The organism is Rossellomorea sp. YZS02, from assembly GCF_033963925.1.
Classification (GTDB): Bacteria; Bacillota; Bacilli; order Bacillales; family Bacillaceae_B; genus Rossellomorea.
Genome location: NZ_JAXBLY010000007.1, coordinates 166,247 through 184,901, shown reverse-complemented (window position 1 = coordinate 184,901; position 18,655 = coordinate 166,247). Strand labels below are relative to the sequence as shown.

General features: G+C 40.6%; 16 protein-coding genes and 1 tRNA gene. 15 read left to right on the top strand and 2 right to left on the bottom strand.

All coding sequences use genetic code 11. From position 1 onward, the window contains the following. The first annotated feature begins 344 nt into the window (after nt 1–344). On the top strand, nt 345–824 hold the full coding sequence (locus SLH55_RS09355; protein WP_219165660.1) for a site-2 protease family protein: 480 nt from the start codon (nt 345–347) through the stop codon (nt 822–824). Nucleotides 825–971: 147 nt separating this feature from the next. On the opposite strand, the gene SLH55_RS09350 is transcribed toward SLH55_RS09355, so the two are convergent. After that, nucleotides 972–1,397 (bottom strand): DUF2621 domain-containing protein, encoded by a 426-nt coding sequence (locus SLH55_RS09350; RefSeq protein WP_219165659.1) that lies wholly within the window; start codon nt 1,395–1,397, stop codon nt 972–974. A gap of 196 nt (nt 1,398–1,593) precedes the next feature. Here SLH55_RS09350 and SLH55_RS09345 point away from each other — a divergent pair, with 196 nt between their 5' ends. Further along, entirely contained in the window at nt 1,594–2,919 is a 1,326-nt protein-coding gene (locus tag SLH55_RS09345; RefSeq protein WP_320323290.1) for an ATP-binding protein, read from the top strand. Nucleotides 2,920–3,257: 338 nt separating this feature from the next. Here the strand turns inward: SLH55_RS09345 and SLH55_RS09340 are convergent. Continuing rightward, nucleotides 3,258–3,353 (bottom strand) — tRNA-Sec (locus tag SLH55_RS09340). 301 nt (nt 3,354–3,654) lie between these two features. Between SLH55_RS09340 and SLH55_RS09335 the strand changes: the two genes are divergently transcribed. The 13 genes from SLH55_RS09335 to SLH55_RS09275 all read left to right on the top strand — a co-directional run bounded on the left by SLH55_RS09335 (nt 3,655) and on the right by SLH55_RS09275 (nt 18,636). Continuing rightward, nucleotides 3,655–4,179: a hypothetical protein gene (locus tag SLH55_RS09335; protein ID WP_320323289.1), complete on the top strand. Its 525-nt coding sequence runs from the start codon at nt 3,655–3,657 to the stop codon at nt 4,177–4,179. A gap of 149 nt (nt 4,180–4,328) precedes the next feature. Continuing rightward, a complete protein-coding gene (locus SLH55_RS09330) occupies nt 4,329–4,466 on the top strand; it encodes a YvrJ family protein (protein ID WP_201713932.1) in 138 nt (45 codons plus the stop codon). 164 nt (nt 4,467–4,630) lie between these two features. After that, nucleotides 4,631–5,779 carry an exonuclease SbcCD subunit D gene (locus SLH55_RS09325; protein ID WP_320323288.1) on the top strand — a complete coding sequence of 383 codons (1,149 nt, stop codon included), beginning with the start codon at nt 4,631–4,633 and terminating at the stop codon, nt 5,777–5,779. Beyond that, a complete protein-coding gene (locus SLH55_RS09320) occupies nt 5,776–8,910 on the top strand; it encodes an AAA family ATPase (protein ID WP_320323287.1) in 3,135 nt (1,044 codons plus the stop codon). The genes SLH55_RS09325 and SLH55_RS09320 overlap by 4 nt, the downstream gene beginning before the upstream one ends. 147 nt (nt 8,911–9,057) lie before the next feature. After that, entirely contained in the window at nt 9,058–10,137 is a 1,080-nt protein-coding gene (locus SLH55_RS09315; protein ID WP_219165654.1) for an endospore germination permease, read from the top strand. Nucleotides 10,138–10,194: 57 nt separating this feature from the next. Next, nucleotides 10,195–11,661 (top strand): spore germination protein, encoded by a 1,467-nt coding sequence (locus SLH55_RS09310; protein WP_320323286.1) that lies wholly within the window; start codon nt 10,195–10,197, stop codon nt 11,659–11,661. Beyond that, a complete protein-coding gene (locus tag SLH55_RS09305) occupies nt 11,642–12,802 on the top strand; it encodes a Ger(x)C family spore germination protein (protein WP_320323285.1) in 1,161 nt (386 codons plus the stop codon). The genes SLH55_RS09310 and SLH55_RS09305 overlap by 20 nt, the downstream gene beginning before the upstream one ends. A gap of 108 nt (nt 12,803–12,910) precedes the next feature. After that, nucleotides 12,911–13,204, top strand: coding sequence for a hypothetical protein (locus SLH55_RS09300; RefSeq protein WP_226674011.1), 294 nt, complete (start codon nt 12,911–12,913; stop codon nt 13,202–13,204). A 134-nt stretch (nt 13,205–13,338) separates the two neighbouring features. Then, nucleotides 13,339–13,932 carry an SCO family protein gene (locus SLH55_RS09295; RefSeq protein WP_219165651.1) on the top strand — a complete coding sequence of 198 codons (594 nt, stop codon included), beginning with the start codon at nt 13,339–13,341 and terminating at the stop codon, nt 13,930–13,932. 120 nt (nt 13,933–14,052) lie between these two features. After that, nucleotides 14,053–14,583, top strand: coding sequence for a GNAT family N-acetyltransferase (locus SLH55_RS09290; RefSeq protein WP_413787086.1), 531 nt, complete (start codon nt 14,053–14,055; stop codon nt 14,581–14,583). Nucleotides 14,584–14,794: 211 nt separating this feature from the next. After that, on the top strand, nt 14,795–16,690 hold the full coding sequence (selB, locus tag SLH55_RS09285; RefSeq protein WP_320323283.1) for a selenocysteine-specific translation elongation factor: 1,896 nt from the start codon (nt 14,795–14,797) through the stop codon (nt 16,688–16,690). Nucleotides 16,691–16,745: 55 nt separating this feature from the next. After that, nucleotides 16,746–17,303, top strand: coding sequence for a VanZ family protein (locus SLH55_RS09280; RefSeq protein ID WP_320323282.1), 558 nt, complete (start codon nt 16,746–16,748; stop codon nt 17,301–17,303). A gap of 118 nt (nt 17,304–17,421) precedes the next feature. Continuing rightward, nucleotides 17,422–18,636, top strand: a complete 1,215-nt coding sequence (locus tag SLH55_RS09275) for a phospholipase D-like domain-containing protein (protein ID WP_320323281.1) — start codon at nt 17,422–17,424, stop codon at nt 18,634–18,636. Nucleotides 18,637–18,655 lie beyond the last annotated feature (19 nt).

The window sequence follows — 18,655 nt, the reverse complement described above, 5'->3', positions numbered from 1 at the left end:
GTCAACACTTACTACTCTAGAGGGTGAAGGGAACTGCGTAGACTCCTACGGAAAACGGGCGTGTCGAGACCCCGGAAGCGGTTTTTGCTGAGGAGGCTCGGCCGAACGTCCGTGGAAAGCGGAGCAGTTCCCTTCACCCTCCTGCACCACAACTTAAATGACAGAGTATCGTAAATCTTAGTTAGTATGCGAATAGCAACAATCTTTGCGAAAACAGCCATTCATTTTAAAAAACCGAGAGATTACGATTTCATTACAATGGTGAAAAATAAGCTTACTGCTAAATCATAACGGGCAATAGTAAGGGAAGATGATAAAATCAAGAGACATTGGTGGGGTTAAGGTTGTTTACGTTAGCAGACATATGGACATTTTTCCTGGCATTTTTTTTTACATTGCCATTGGTAACGATCGTACATGAAGCTGGCCATATTCTCGTCGCACGATTATTCGGAGCAAAGATCAAGTTCGCCATTGGGACGGGAAAACATTTAATGAAAATTGGACCATTGGAAGTCAAAAGGATGTACTTTATGGAAGGGTGGTGTCAATATAGAGAATTAAAGTACAACAAAGTATGGGTCCATGTGCTAATTTATTTGGCAGGTAGTTTATTCAATTTACTCGCCATTTTATTGATTAACTTCCTGATTTATGAAGGGGTCATACCCGTTCATATCTTTTTCTATCAATTTGTTTATTTTTCTGTTTACTTTATATTCTTTTCACTATTCCCTTTTAGAAACGGGGAAGGTAAACCGAGCGATGGCCAAGCGATCCTTGACGTGGTTCGATTCGGCAAAGCAGAAGATCCCATTGATTGAACACATATTAAAGAGGTAAACGATTAACGTTTACCTCTTTTTGATTTCTTCGACCTTACATAGAGAAAAGCCGCACCGACAATAAAGATTAAATATAATACAATTGGAATGACAAGTATCGGTCCCATGTTGTTCCCTGCCTGTTTGTTAGAATAAATGTTCGTAAGGTGTAACTTCTATGTGCATCTCATCGAGTTTTTTCCTTAAAAACTTATGATCTCGTTTCGGGGTCGCTAAAATGTATCCTTTAATGACGAGCTCTTGGGTAATGGCCACGGCCCGCTCGTTTAATGCCAGTTCACCGATCTTCCCTGCGATTTTTTGCTTCGCGACATCCCTGAATAATTCCGGGACCGGGGTGACAAGCTCATTAAGCATCTTCTTTTCATCGTCGCCCCATAAATGAATGGTTTCATTTACATAATGTTCTTCCCAATCCAAATCAGACTTTCCATCTTCTTTCGGAAACCTCTTTAAGAATTTCCTAAACATAAAAAACCCGCCTATAGCGAATGAAGCCACTAAAAAAACGACCCAAAATAGGATGAAATATAAAAACCAACCTTCCAGCATGTTTTCACCTCAATATACAGCGTATCGTATTCAATTATAGACAACTAGATTGCCCGTGACAAGATTATCATGGATTTTATAAAAGAAGTCTATACTGTTCTTAATTAGAAATGATATACTAATAAATAACAAATATCGTGAAAATTCTATCTATTTCGATAGATTCTTATGTTCGTACAGACAGGAGGCTCGTAAGATGTTATATAGGGGTAGGATCATATCGATACTCACTGGACTTTTATTAGTCATCACGTGGGATTTTATTTATTATTTTGTTCTTCATTACCCCGTGGATTTGAAAGTGGATATGGTTTTTACCATATTGATTCTCTTCATCAGCTACTATATGGGTAAAAATTATGACGTCAGCCATAAGACATTGGCCTCCTTAAAAGAAAGTGAAGAGAAAGCAAGGATTCTCAATGAAGAAATGCAGCATGTCCTCCAAAGCGTTGATGAAGTGGTATTTCACACGAATGCCAAAGGGGAGTTTCAATTCCTCAATCACTCATGGGAAGAATTCACGGGATACACTGTCAAAGAAAGCCTGCACAAGAATGCCCTTCATTTCATCTCCCTCACCGAGCGCCACGAAATCCTCCGACTGGTAAGACAAAGCATCAGTTTGAAAAGGGATAAGACCAAGATGGATTTCTCATATCATAAAAGGGATGGTGAGTTTCGATGGGGTGAAGTCAATATCAAGCTTACCTATAATGTGGATGGTGAGCTCTCGGGGATAGTGGGCACGATTTCAGACATTACGGAAAGAGTACATAACGAGGAAGAATTGATTGAAATGAATGAAACACTGGCTATCGAATCTCAAAAACTTTCAGTTGCAGGGCAACTAGCTGCCGGAATCGCCCATGAAGTTCGAAACCCTCTGACTTCGATTAATGGATTTCTGCAGTTATTAAGAGATAGCGCGGATGAGAAAACAAATGAATATTTGGGGATTGTCTTTTCTGAAATCAAACGAATCGAACTAGTGCTGAGCGAACTATTGATATTAGCAAAGCCACAATCTGTCACCTACAAGCGGATTAATATTATCGAGACACTCGAGCATGTATCGAAATTACTGAATACGAATGCCATTTTATATAATATTGAAATTCAAACAAATTTCCGTGAAAGAGAGATGTATATCCGCGGGGATGAGAATCAATTAAAGCAGGTCTTTATCAATTTGATTAAGAATGCCATAGAAGCCATGCCGCATGGAGGCACGATCACCATTCAGGCCGCTGTGAATGCACATAATAAAGTCCAATTGACTTTTAAAGATGAAGGGGTGGGAATGAAAAAGGAAACGATTGATAAACTCGGTGAGCCTTTCTTTACGACTAAAACCAAAGGGACCGGCCTGGGTCTTACAATATGCTTAAGGATTCTGCGGGATCACGGAGCGGATATAAGGGTACAGAGTGAACAGGGTGAAGGGACAACTTTCCACATCTTATTTGATGGAGTACAGGCTTCAGAAAGAAAGAGACGAGAGGTATTGCAGAATCATTGAAATAGAGGCTGGGACATAACAAAATCTATACACTATAAAGACGAACAATGAGATTACGTGTTACACCGCTGTTGATTTCCGTGCAAGACTTCGCTTTCCTCGGGCGGAAGGCGAGCCTCCTCGTCGCTGTCGCTCCTGCGGGGTCTCACCTATTCCGCTTTTCCCGCAGGAGTCTTCGTCTTGCACTCCAATCAACAGCTAGAACCTGCTAAATACAAGGATTATAAAAATTAAAAATCCGAACGAGTTAGATTTTTATCAAATCACTCGTTCGGATTTCTCTTTATCTGAAACCCTTTTGTCCCAGACTCTTTTATTAATTTTAGAATGCTCATTTATGGCGGGACTGCCTGGGAATCGAACCCAGCAGAGACGGCACGCGCCTCTCAAAAGTTTTGAAGACTCAGGCAAGCACCAGCTCAACAATCAGCCCCACTATGTAAGTATAGTTTAGTTATACCATGGAAGGAAAGGTTGTTCAATTGTTTTACAAATACCCCATACGAATGCCCTATTTGGAACATGAAATACTGGATAGGATGTATGCTGTTAATTTGAAATATTTATAAGATTTAAACTTTGGTGAAATCTGCAAATATTTCTTTACCTATGGAATATACCCATGATAAGATACTTTTTGCCGGCTTATTAAAGATAAAGTAAGCGATTTCATTATAGGTGTTGCTTGCTATCAATACTTGAACATATTGATATAGACAGAGAGGGGAAACAAGTATGAAAAAAGTATGGTTTTTAGGTCTGGGTTTATCATTGGCACTGGCTGGATGTTCCGATTCAGGTTCTGACAAAGAGAAAAAGGACGAAGCAGCAAGTTCGGAAGAAAACCAGGATGTAGCTGGTGACTTAATGGATTACTACTTAAATTTAACAACAACCATTAACGGTGTTGATATTGATTTAAATGGCTATGAGGAAGCAATGGCAGGAGAAGAGCCTCCAACTGGAGACGAATTGACTACATTGAAAGATTCTGCCGCAGCATCAGCGAAAGCATCTGCTGAAGCAGTGGAAGGTATGGAGATCCCTGAAAGCTTAGGTGATCAAAAGGAAGCTGTGGAATCATTCAAATCCACCCTTGTAGAATCGTATAACATGAAAGCTGAAGCACTCGCTACAGAAGGAGAAACTGATCTGACAGCAGCTGATGAGAAATTAAATGAGGCTGAAAATCAAATCAAAGATATCCTTGATGAAGCAGGCCTGGTAAGCTCAAGCTTAATCAGCGATATAAACGGCTAGTAATCAAAGCCGACAAAGTTTATTCACATACAATCTGCTATTACCACTTAAGAAAAGCGAATCCAATTTGTCATGGATTCGTTTTTTTTGTTGGTTTTGTACCCTTTTCTTTTCAAATTACCTATATAGAGGATGAAAGGGGGGAGAGGATGGAATCGATTATTTCCTTTGTATCTGAAGTAGGTTTTCCGATAGTGGTCACGATGTATCTTCTTTATCGAATCGAGACAAAGCTTGATGCCGTCATCACATCGATTCAAACACTACCTCAGCAGCTCAAAGAATAATGGAAGGGGGGACCGTTTTGTACGGTCTCTTTTTTGCGGTGCTTTATAGAGAAATAAGTAACGGCTGGAACGAATGTTCTCCCAGGGTTTTTCCATACACGGTGACCTTGGGAGTTTGCTATAATTCTATTAGAAACATTATTGTCCGGAGAGGAGATCAAACAGTGAAATTCATTCATACCGCTGACTGGCACCTGGGTAAATTGGTGCATGGCATTTACATGACAGAAGAACAACGATACATATTGGAGGAATTTATCAAGCTTGTGAAAGAAGAAGAACCCGATGCAGTCGTCATTGCAGGTGATCTCTATGATCGATCTGTTCCACCTACAGAAGCAGTGGAACTGTTAGATGAGGTGTTGTATCGCATAAATGTAGAACTGGACACACCGATAGTAGCTGTGTCAGGTAATCATGATAGTGCTGAAAGACTATCGTTTGGATCTTCATGGTATAAACATAGTCATTTTTATTTAAAAGGAAAGATTACGAAGGATTTTACCCCCATCAATATTAAAGGGGTGAACTTCCACTGTGTTCCGTATGCCGAACCGGGTACGGTCAGACAAGTTCTTGAAGATGATTCGGTCAATAGTCACCATGGGGCGATGGAAGCCATCGTCAAGAGAATCGAGGAACATATGAATCCGGATGAACCACATGTTTTTGTTGGTCATGCCTTTGTACTCGGAGGGAAGACGACGGATTCGGAACGTACGCTTTCTGTCGGTGGATCAGGATGTGTGGGCGCCGAGGTGTTTCGTCCGTTTCATTACACTGCCCTCGGACATCTTCATAGTCCGGATGCCATTAAACATGAAACGATTAGGTATTCAGGTTCCCTGTTGAAATATTCGTTTTCAGAAGCTTCACAGAGGAAATCAGTCACAATAGTTGATATGGAGAAGAACGGAAGCTTCCAGATGAGGGAGAAGGTGCTTCAACCCAAACTGGATATGAGGGAACTGCATGGTCATATGGAAGAACTTCTGGCACCATCTTTCTATCAGTCCCAGAAAGTGGATGATTATCTGAAAATTACGCTTCATGATGAGGGGACGTTAATCGATCCGATTAATCAACTGCGTCAAGTCTATCCTAACGTCCTTCATTTGGAACGGAAACGGGATCTGACAGATGCCAAAAAGAAAAATACGTTTCAAGCAGTTATTGAAGATAAAACGCGGTCGGAAATGGACTTGTTTAAAGAATTTTACAGGGACATGACAACAAGTGATTTCAGTGATGAAAAGGAAGAAGTCTTAGAAGCAGTGATTGAGAAAGCCAGAAGGGAGGTCGATCAGGCATGAAGCCACTTCAATTGGTATTGCAAGCGTTTGGGCCGTATGCAGATCGGGAGATTATTGATTTTCGCGAGCTGGGTAATCGCACTATGTTCGTCATTTCAGGAAAGACAGGTTCTGGGAAAACAACGATCTTCGATGGGATTTCCTATGCGATTTATGGAAAAGCAAGTGGGGAAGACCGCAATCCGACCGAACTAAGAAGTCAATTTGCTCATGACGATGATATAACAGAAGTAGAACTTCTCTTCAGTTTACGAGGAAAGACGTATCGTATTTGGCGATCCCCACAACAAGACAAAAAGAAGGCAAGGGGTGAGGGATACACTACCATCAATGCCAGGTCAGAACTGTATGTGAATGATGAAGATGGTAAGGAGCATCTTCTTGCAGCTAATGTGAGAGAAGTAGATGAGAAGATTAGAGGATTGATTCAGCTGGACGCCAACCAATTCAGGCAAATTCTTATGATCCCACAAGGAGAATTTCGGAAGCTTCTCACCTCGGACAGCAAAGACAAAGAACTGATTCTTCAACGCCTGTTCCATACAGAACTTTACAAGGTCATCCAGGAAAAATTGAAGTCAGAAGCAGATGATTTAAAAAAAGCAGTCGAAACGTCTGTAGAAGAACGAACCAGGGAATTACTGAGAATCCATTTTGAAGAGAATGAAGAACTTCAATCACTATTATTAGAGAATCCGTTGAATGATCATCGAATTCTTCAACTTCTGGCCCCTCAGATAGAAATAATGGAAAATAAGGGACAGGAACTTCAGCAACAGTACGAATCCGTTCAGGAGAAGAGAGATGTTCTTCAGAAGGATCTAGTAGAAGCAAAAGGCTTGATTGAACAATTCGATCTTCAAGAGAAACTAAAGAATCAGAAAGAGTCCCTCTTAAAAGTAAAGCCTGAAATAGAATCGCTAAGTCAGGAGATTCTATTGGCGGAGAGGGCAGCCCGTCTTGTCCAACAAGATGAGTATTGCCATAAACTTAATCGGAATCTTAATGAACTGAAGAGTCAATTAGCTGAACTATCCAGGGAAAAGCAAGAAATCGCGGAAAAGCGGAAGGCAGCCAAATTGATATTGGAAGAAGAAATGAAAAATGAGACATTAAGGGATCAAACTGCCAGGAAAGTCACTCAGCTCGAAGGTATGGAAAAAGATATAGACTCTTTGGACACTTTAATGAGGGAAACCCGCGATTTGGAAGAAAGGTACGAAAGACAAAAAGAGATTGTCGCTAAACAGAACGATCAGATTGAGTTTTTACAACAAGGAATCAAGGAACGGGAAATACGACTTAATGAAGGAGAAATGGGACAGGAAGGTTTATTTCAACTCGAAAAAAACCTGCAGGAGAAACTATCTATGCTCGAGAAGGTCAAGGAGATCCAAAAGATGGAACAAAACCTGCATCATGTCAAAAAACAGGATGCAACGTTAAAAAAACAATATAGTCAGCTTCAGAACCGTCTTCACGATGCTTCTGAGACTCTGGGATTTCTAGAAGAAAAGTGGAAATCAGCTCAAGCTGCTTCACTTGCGAGAGGCTTATCAGATGACATTCCCTGCCCTGTCTGTGGATCACAGCACCATCCAAAACCTGCCGCAGGGGGAGATTCCCTGCCTTCCGATGAAGATTTGAAGATGGCTGAAGGAAAGCAACAGGAGTTGGAACGTGAAGAGAAAACATTGAGTCTCGCCATTGCACAAGAGGAAACAAAGATTCAAAGTATTCAGGAGCAGATAGATCATACCGTCAATAAAATCAGGGAAAAGATACGGGACTTTAATCCGTTAGAAGTTGAGGATACCCTTATTGAGATGACGGTAGAAATAAAATCCTTAAAGACTGATATTGCGGAAAAGGAAAAAGAAGTGGAGCAAATGAAGATCATGCGGGAGGAAGTGAGAAAGGGAAGGGGGAAACTCGAAGAACTTGAAAGCGCCAGAGGGAAGAACCAAGAAGTTCTTCAAGAACTCAATACCTTGTTCCATACAAAAAATACGACGCTAGAAAAAGTAAAGGAATCCATTCCCAATGAGCTAAGAACAAAGCCTCAATTTCTTCAATTGTTACAGAAAGAGAAACATAGACTGAAAGATTTAAAGGCGAAATTTGAACACGCTCAAAAGCAATATTATGAGTTAACGAATCTGGACAGTGTAAAGGAATCTCAAGTAAGGGGCAAAGAAGATCATATTGATAGAGTGAATGCCGAAATGAAATCCGAAAGGGAATCTTTCCTGGCACTTCTCACAGAACAAGGGTTCTCACATTATAAAGCCTTCCTTGAAGCGAAAAGATCTGAGAAGGAGATCTTAGAACTGCAAGACAGAGTGAAAGCATTCGGGGAAGATCTGCGGTCGGTTTCTGACCGTTTAGCGGATATCAGCTTGCTATTAAAAGATAAAGAGAGGCCGGATGTGATGGAAATCGATGATAAAATAGTCAAGATTACTCAGGAATTAAGGATCGTAAATGATGAGCTTAATAAGATCATGACGAATAAAAAGGAGAATGAACTCATTCTCACTAGGGTGACGGCCATTAACAAAGGGATCAAGCATTTAGAATCAAAATATCAAACAGTCGGACACCTGGCAGAAGTAGCGCGGGGGCAGAATGCAAACCGAATCACGTTTGAACGATATGTTTTGGCGTCGTTCCTGGAAGACATCCTTCGGGTCGCCAATGAGAGACTGCTTAAAATGACGTCAGGTCGATATCAATTGATCCGTAAGACTGATCGAAGTAAAGGAAATGTACAGAGTGGTTTAGAGCTCCTGGTTTTTGATCAATATACAGGTCAGGAAAGGCATGTCAAGACGCTATCCGGAGGGGAAAGCTTCAAGGCATCATTGGCTTTGGCACTAGGTCTGGCAGATGTGGTACAGCAATATGCCGGTGGAGTCTCCCTAGAAACGATGTTTATAGATGAAGGATTCGGGACCCTCGATCCGGAATCGCTTGATCATGCGATCGAAGCATTAATGGATATACAAAGCAGCGGCCGATTAGTTGGGTTAATTTCACATGTACCAGAGCTGAAAGAGAGAATTGATGCCCGACTAGAGGTTATATCTTCCCAAAGTGGAAGCAGGACGGAATTCCAATTCTTAGCTTGAAACTTTCATACTTAATAAAAGGTCAAGGATCAACATCCTTGACCTTTTTAATATGAGTGTAGCTCATGAGATACAAGGCAAGGGGTTTTAATTTAGATATCTGGGACATAAATAGAGGTAAAACGACTAAACAAGTGGAGAGTTCACATGAAGAGTATCCGAAAAATCCTGATTCCTAGACAGTTACTGATGCTGTTGATTCTTTCAACAGGCTTATTAAATCATGTCATGTTGATCCCCAGTATCCTCCAGGCAGCCGGCCGGGATGGATGGGTCAGCATTCTTGCAGCGTATCCTATCCTCTTACTGATGACATTTTTGATATTTTACATCGTGAAGCATTCTCCAAATGAAGGCTTCTTTCATTTGCTTCAACAGAAATGGCCAAGGTGGGCCGTACTATTGTTTTCTTTTCCAATCGGCTTATTTTTATTTTCAAGTGCATACATCACCTTTATTGATTTAATACTATGGTTAAGTTCCTATTTTCTGGCAGATGTTCCCTCATTCATAGTCTGGGGTGGCGTTTTAATCATTTGCTTTTTGATCACCTGGGCCGGGATTAAACATATGGCGATCGCAAGTGGGATATTATTACCACTGGTAATGATCTTTGGATTCTTTATAGCGATAACAAATACCAACCTTAAAGATCCAAGCTTATTGTTTCCGATCTTCAGTAATGGATATGAACCAGTCATTAAAGGGATGATTTATGTATTGAGCGGCCTTTTCGAACTATACTTGGTTGTTTTGATACAACCATATAGTGAAGGTAAAATAAAGCTTCATCATTTAGTGGTGCTCGGCTTAATCTTTATGGGGCTGATGTTTGGTCCCCTCACTGCATCCATTATGGAATTCGGTCCGGTAGAATCTTCAAACTTGAGATACCCTGCCTATGAGCAGTGGAGGATTCTCTCTATAGGAGAGTTCATCACTCACTTGGATTTCTTTGCTCTCTATCAGTGGCTATGTGGTGCACTGATCAGAATTAGTTTGTTTATGTTCCTTTTGGGGGCACTCCTTATTAAGAAGAAAGGTCAACATCGAATTTCATTAAAGGTATTGATACCGATTTTTAGTGTTTTTTTGGGAATGATATTATTCAAAATTGATACATATGACTTTTATATGTTTTTATATAATATCTTTTTTCCACTTACGGTTCTCGTTTTCATGTTTCAGATCATCGTTACAGCCATCATTCTTAGATTTATGAAGTAAGGAAAACAAGTGGTATTTTCAATGGCTAACAGAGCGACTAAGTAAAGGATGTTCTCTATGAAGAAAGCTTCTAATGACACGAACAACAAGGGAAACACCTTGGAAAAAGTGAGGGGATTATTTTCACATAGTCAGGATTTACTGATCCAACCGCATTTCTTTAAAGACAAGGAAATCAGCATCGTTTATTTTGACAGCCTGGTGGATCGGCATTATTTAGACCAATTCATTTTTCCAAAGCTTGATGGGTTTCCCTATGAATCGTATGCAGAAAAAATCGTGCACTTGTTTCAAGCGGGAGATGTCACGGATCAATCTATTGATGATATTTCTTCCAAGCTTTTTTCCGGATTTGTCCTTTTCTTTGTTGAGGAAAGGATATTATCCATCCATGCAGGAAATTTACCCAAAAGGCTGCCTGAAGAATCGTCATTGGAAACATCCATACGGGGACCCAAAGACGGATTCGTTGAAGACTTGAATACTAATATTTCTTTAATAAGAAGGAGGTTGTTCACACCATCCCTTTGTGTGGAAAAGTTCAAAGTAGGTACGAGGTCACACACTGAAATCGCCGTTATGTATCTTGATGATGTCATCGATAAAAGAGTGCTTGACGAATTATATAAGAGGCTGGGAAAGATAGACATAGACGTCCTGACAGGGAATCAACACCTTGAATCCCTTATTGACGACAATCCTTATTCGATATTCACCAGTTTTGATTACACGGGCAGACCGGATTTCATCGTAGACTCGTTAAATCAGGGAAGGTTTGCCCTCATTGTAGACGGATTCCCGACGATCTCATTAGCGCCGGTCAATTTACTGTTGCAAATAAAGTCACCGGAAGACTCAAGCATCAATTACGTCTATGTGACTTTGGAAAGAATCATAAGGATGGTAGGAATATTAATTTCTGCATTCTTACCTGGTTTATGGGTGGCATTCTCTGCCTACAACATTGAACAAATCCCATATCTCCTTGTGGCAACCATCTCGATGTCAAGGTTCGGCCTTCCTCTATCGGCTCCGGTTGAAATGTTCATCGTCCTGTTTTTGTTCGAGTTTTTCAATGAAGCCGGAGTGCGCCTTCCGAGGGCGATCGGGCAGACTGTTTCGGTGTTAGGCGGCCTGATTGTTGGAGATGCTGCTATTCGGGCGGGGATGACCTCCCCCACCATGCTGGTCATTGGTGCCATTACGTATATATCGTCATTTACTCTTGTCAATCAATCCTTGAAATATGGAACGACGATTCTGAGGTTCATTGTATTATTGGTGAGTACATTCTTTGGCTTATTCGGTGTGGTCATGATTTTCATCTTGACGGTCTTGTATTTGTCCACACTTTCATCTTTTGGAGCTCCATATTTAGGGTCGGTAGCTCCTATTGGATGGAACGAAGTCATACGCTCCTTCCTCAGGTTGCCGGTCCAATTCTACAAGCGGCGAACCTCTTCAACAAATCCAGAAGATAAAACGAGGGAAGGTAATGATCCAAATGAACAACAAGATAACTAAATTCATGATCATTCTTTCGATGCTTCTATTAACAGGTTGTACAGGATCAAAAAACATCCAGGACTTGACCTATATTGTCTCAATTGGTTTGGACTATGATGAAACGAAAGATGAATATACAGCTTTTCTTCAGGGATTGAATTTTGCAAATGTGGCGAAGCAGGAAGGAAGCAGATCCACAGATCCGATACCAACTTTTGTAGGTTCTGCAAAAGGGAAAACACTAAACATGGCAGTCAGTAACTTATATAAAGTATCGAGACCCCCCTTGTTCTTTGGTCACACCAAAACGCTTGTCCTGTCCAAGAACCTATTGAAGTATAAATTCAAAGAAGTCTTAGAGGATGTTGGCAGGAACCGGTCCCTGCGGCCAAGCCTTGAATTGTTTATTACGGAAACGGATATTGAAGATATTTTTAGTGCCAAGGGATTATTTGACTATCCGCCTGTTTACACGGTTCTCCTGACCGAAGAAAAATCAGAAGGGATCCAAAATGACATCGATTCAACGAGCTTAATGCATTTTTTAAGGGAATATTACGAACCGATGGGGACTGCATTAATACCAAATATCAAAATCGACCATGATTCATGGCGTGAAGGTGAGAAAGTACCATCTCTTTATCTGGATGGATATAGCGTTTTTCAAGATGGAACGTTAAAAGGAGATATTTCGGCAAATGACTCCATGACTGTGGATTGGCTCCAGAATAAAAAAAACTCCCTCGATTATGCCTTGTATGAAGAGGGTGAGGTCCTGTCAACATTTAAATTAACAGCAGATGAACCTAAAGTGAAATACAATAAAGATCACGCGAACTTCCCGAAATTTTCATTGGAAGTAAGCGTGGAAGCTGAATTATTAGAAAAGATAGAGGATATGCCCTTTAAAGAATTACAGGCTAAGCTTCAAAAATCGTTAGAAAAAAAAATAACAAATGTTTATGAAAAAGGAATCGAGAAAAAAATGGATCTTCTTGATGTCGGTGAAGGTTGGTATCGTACCCATCCCGGAAAGTTTAACGAGTTGGATAATAGTGCGGACAGGTTTTACCTTACTGAAGAGTCATTAAAACAAGTAAAGGTGAAAGTGGATATTAAACATTTCAATGCTTATCGATATATTAAAGAAACGAGATAATGATGAAAGAGAAGAAGGAAAGTATACTGTTATTTTCCTTTTTCTCTTTCATTTTCCAATGAGTTTGCATAACATGTAGGTAGGTCGATAGAAAGGGGAGCAATCACTATGAAAATAAGCATTTATATATTGTTATTATTAGTATCTGCTGTCGTTGCAATCGGTTGGAGCTGGAAGAGATTATTGGACTTTAACACCTATAAGAAACCATTTTTAGAAGGGGTCGCACTCCAATTTCTTTTCCTTCTATTTGCATCTGTTTGGTGGCTCATAACAGAGGACCTCTCGGACGGGTTGATAGGGGTATTCTATTATTTTCTTGCCTTCCTTACGATTATGGTCATTCATGGGTTCACGTTGCATTATTTATTTTCAAAAAAGAAGATGCAGGAGCGGGAATAAAGAATCATTGGGAGAACGAGAATAGAAAAGGTTTCACAAAATAGACAATGAATCTTACCTGTAGGAATTGTTTTTTCATCCTCTTTTTACTAACATAGAATGGAAGAGAAAGATAAAAGTCGGAGGAGATATAGATGTCAAAAACCAAAACATTCATTGTGGTGATGACAATCATCGGGATTCTCCTTGCAGGTTGCAGCAATAGTGACTTTCAAGCAGAAACAGATTATGAAGTGAAGGATTTTTCCTATACGAATCAGAATAATCAACCAGTCAGTTTACAAGATTTAAAAGGCCAGGTCTGGATTGCAGATTTCATCTTCACCAGCTGCGAAACAGTTTGCCCTCCAATGACGTTCAATTTAACCAAGTTACAGAAGAAGCTCAAAGACGAGGGTGTAGAAGATTATAGGGTAGTATCATTCAGCGTGGATCCGGAAAAGGATACACCAGATGCATTAAAAGAGTACATATCAAACTTTGAAGCAGACACAAGTAAATGGGAACTTTTGACAGGTTATGAATTCGAAGAAGTGAAAAATCTCGCGGAGCATTCCTTCCGATCAATTGTAGCCGACGACCCAAATTCGGACCAAATGATTCATGGTACAAGCTTCTATCTGGTGAACCAGGAAGGAACCGTTGTGAAAACCTATAGCGGTAATAGCGATGTTCCTTATGATGAAATCGTCCAGGATATGAAAACATTAATAAAAGAAGGATCATAATAATTGTCCTTAAGGGAGAATCACAGAAAGGCGGGTGATTCTCCCTTTTTTGTAGTTTCCCATTCCAATATCAGGATGTTAGCGCTTATAATAATGAAAAGGGTAGGGGGAATGGAGATAATGAAAATTCGGCCGATAGAAGTGAAGGATGCTGAAAGAATAGTGGAAATCATGCGCCAAAAGACGGTTTTACCTAATATTATCGCTTTACCAAGTTTAAGGACGGGTAAGTTTGAGGAAAGATTAAAGAGTCCCTCTCCAAGTCAGCATGACTTCGTGGCAGAAGTGGATGGCAAGGTAGTGGGACTATGCGGGTTGAACCAGGGAATCGGAAGGCGTTCACATACGGGAAGTCTATTTGTTTTTATAGATGAAGAGTACCATGGAAAAGGAATCGGAACCGGTCTTATTCAGAATGCAATCGATCTGGCAGATAATTGGCTGATGATCGAAAGGATCGAATTGACAGTCATCGACAGCAACGCTAAAGCAAAAGCTCTGTATGAAAGATTAGGGTTTGAGAATGAGGGGTTCAAACATGGCTCTATCGTTCAGAATGGGCGTTACGCAGGTGAGTATTGCATGGCAAGATTCCGTCAGGGTGGAGCAGTGAAGATGGAATATGATAAAGTGAAGGAAATACAGTATTAAATACAAGGACAGCAGGTGAAAACACATTCGATATTCCAGAGGTATTCTCATTTTTGATGTTTTGATAACACTTTTCATTTCCATTTGGGTCGTTAAATCTTTTTGGGATGGTGAAGTGTGGAAGGGGACGCTATTTGCTGTTTGCTTTGCCGTCATGGCAGGCATCCTGATATTCAGGTTTAAAAAGAAGGAATAGGAAAGTGGTGCGGGGATGGAAAAGAGATACTACACGATCGGAATGGCTGGACATATTGATCATGGAAAAACCACTCTTACAAAAGCCCTTACATCTGTTGATACCGATCGTCTCAAGGAAGAAAAGGAGCGTAATATATCTATAGAGCCTGGATATGCTCCACTGTATAATGATGATCATATTGAAATCTCTGTCGTTGACGTTCCTGGCCATGAGCGCTTCATCAGACAAATGATTGCAGGTGTGGCAGGGATCGACCTGGTTGTACTGGTTGTTGCTGCGGATGAAGGAGTGATGCCTCAAACCCGGGAGCATCTTGATATCCTGTCCCTTTTAGATATTAAGCAGACCATTGTCGTATTGACGAAAATTTCAAAAGTAGAAAGGGAAATGGTGGATCTGGCACTTGAAGAAATTATGGAGGAATTGAAAGGTACTGTTTTTGAAGGATCTCCGTTTTTATTAGTTGATAGCCTTTCGGGAGAAGGAGTGAATGAACTGAAAGAAGCCATCATCCATTCCTTGAACTGTCTGCCTTCGAGGAGTATGTCAGGTGAATTACGATTGCCTGTCGATCAGGTCTTTACCATAAAGGGACAAGGAACAGTGGTAAGAGGCACCGTTTATGAAGGCTGTTTGGAAACGGGTCAGGATTTGATGATCCTCCCACAGGGAATACATACGAAGGCGAAACAAATTCAAGTCCACAGTGATAAAAAGGGAACGGGATATGCTGGTCAACGTGTTGCTGTCAATCTATCAGGAGTGGACTATAAAAAACTTAAACGGGGTAATGTACTGGTTTCCTCACCCCATCTTTATGTGTCTGATACCATTGATGTTTGCCTTGATGTTTTAACGAATGTCAAATATGATATCAAGCAGAGAATGCCGGTCATGGTTCATACTGGGACTTCTGAAGTCCTCGGGAGGCTCGTATTCTTTGATCGGAATAGTGCGAAAAGCGGTACAGGCAATATACTCTGTCAAATCCAACTTAGCGAACCAATCATGGCTAAGAGAGGAGACAGGTTTATTGTGAGAAGGCCATCCCCGGTTGAAACCATTGGAGGAGGATGGGTCATTCAACCGAACGGCGGGAAATATCGGTATGGAGAAGGTACGATTGAACTCCTTCAAGCAGAAACAGAGGGTACTCCAAAGGACCGGATTTTGAAAGTCCTTGATCGATATAAATCTGCAAATAGGGGATTTCTATTGAGAGAAACTTCTCTGCCAGAAGAGAGAATGGAAAAACTACTCCAAGGACATGAATGGATCGAGCTTTCTGATTCCACGGTTACCCATTGTAAAATCACAGAAGAATGCAGGGAAATGATTGATCAGGTTGTTTCGAAGTATCACAAAGATTTCCCGTTGTACAGGGGAATCAATTCAGGAGAATTAAAACAGTCCTTGAAGGAATACCCTGGATCATTAATTGATTATGCATTGGAGAAAGGAACGTACATTCAAGAAAGTGGCCGTGTTTATTTAGAGGGGTTCTCACCTCAAATTCCCCCTGAATGGGAGACAAGATGCGGACAACTTATCGCGTTACTGGAGACTGATGGAAATAAAGTGAGAGATATGGAAGAGTATTTCGAACAAGCAGGGATACCGGAAAATTGGCGTTCGGACTTTTATCATTATTTTGTACAGGAAAAGAAAATAGTACCTTTGGATGACCGCAAAGCATATTCATCCAAAGTCTATAGCGAAGCCATTACGAGATTGAAGCACCATACCAATGATACATTTCATATTGGAGAAGCGAAGGAAGTGTTGGGTGTATCCAGAAAGTACATGATTCCGTTTTTAGAAAAGCTGGATAAAGAAGGCTTGACGATTCGCATGGAGGGGAAACGTAAATGGGTGAGCAATGTTCATAAAGTTGGAAAAGAAATTTAAAGTGAAAATTGTTGCTGAGAAGTTTGCATTATAGAGGAAAGAAGGCTAAAGGACTATGAAAGAATTATGGAGCGCATTCGGATGGGTTCTTCCAATCATGTTCATTGTGACGATTACCCTTTTCTTTGCGATCTCCTTCTGTAAGAAAAGAAAGGGAAAAGGGCGATGGATGAATCTGCTGCCGGTTTTATTTACGTGTATTTCTATAGGAGGCATCTGTTTGATCACTCTAACTCCGCTTACCGGTGGCAGTGTGTCTGAAGGATCTGTGAATTTTGATCCCTTCTCCAATCTGAAATTGAACTTAATCTATCGTAACCATCTTGATGTGCCAATCAGGAATCTCCTGGCCAATATTTTATTGTTTATTCCCTTTTCATTTTTCCTCGCATGGTGGATGAGACACTCTAAACAACTGATCATTATGGTCACTTTTTTAGGAGGAATATTTTCATTTGGTATTGAACTTGCCCAATTTTACCTTCCATTGGGAAGAGCGACGGATATTGATGACTGGATCATGAATACACTTGGAGCGGGAATTGGAGGCATACTCTTTGCCCTCGTCCGATATTTGTATCATTTGTTGAAAATCAATAAGGTAATCAGGTGAAGCGTCGACACGAAGTCGGCGCTTATATTTTGTCTGCGTGATTCACAAACTTTCATAAGGTATGCATAGTCCTTTCCCGTAAACAAAAGCTAACAGAAAGTAGGAAAGGGGAAGGTCCATGATTAAAAAATGGTTGCAAGGTCTCGTGGTCATTGGTGGAACCCTCGTGACATTATTCCTTATCATGCATTGGGACGTAAGACATGGTGTCAAAAACTACACGAAAAACCACCCGATGACAGAAACCCTTTCTGGGAACGCATCTATAGATATTTTAAATACCGGCAACAGTTTCTATAATAGTCTTTTTAAAGATATTGAAAGCGCAAATCACCATATTTGGATCCACTTCTTTATCATTCGGGATGACCGGGTTTCCAATGATTTCTTCGATGCATTGATTGATAAGGCTAATAGTGGAGTGGATGTTCGTTTATCGGTCGACTATTTGGGTTCGGATATAAAAAATGATACAATCAAGCAATTGAAAAACGGGGGTGTCAAAGTCCTGAAAAGCCGGCCCCTTTCCTTTAAGAATTTGTTTTATTCCCTTCATCATCGTAATCATCGCAGGCTCATTTCCATAGACGAAGATATTGCTTATATAGGAGGGTTCAATATGGGCGTTGAATATCTAGGCGAAGATCCCAAGCTTGGATACTGGAGGGATTACCATCTCCGGTTGAAAGGTTCTTCTGTGAAAGAGGTGTATCAACAGTTCAAAAGGGATTGGATGGAGGATGGGGGGGGCATTGTGAAGAGTGATCAATCTGATTTTCCATCGACTGATAACCGAGAGGGAAATGTTCATTTCATTTTTTCAACAGGTACTCCGCTGATTGAGAGAACCATTGAATGGATCGACGGTGCAAATGAGAGCGTAACGATTACAACTCCCTACTTCATTCCGAATAATAAGCTGGTTGAAGCGTTAGAAAAAGCCGCAAAAAGAGGTGTTGTGGTCAATATTCTCGTCCCGGACGATACTGATGCCTGGTTCACTAAGCCTCCGAGCTATCGAATAGAAAAAAACCTCTTAAAGGTTGGAGTGAATCTATATTTGTACCAGAAAGGTTTTTTCCATGGGAAGGTCATGGTGATCGACCACAAATGGGCCGACGTAGGGACAGCCAATTGGGATCCCCGCAGCTTTCATTTAAACGACGAAAGCAATTGTATCATTAGAGATGAAGGAGTTGCGGTGAAGTTGGAATCCCTTATCAATATGGATATAAAGGATAGTGAGAAATTGACAAGGAAAGCCTTTGATGAGTTACCATCATGGGAAAAAGCTTTACAGAAAACACCACAGTGGCTCTATTATTATTTTTAATGCAGTCAAGCTAATAAAA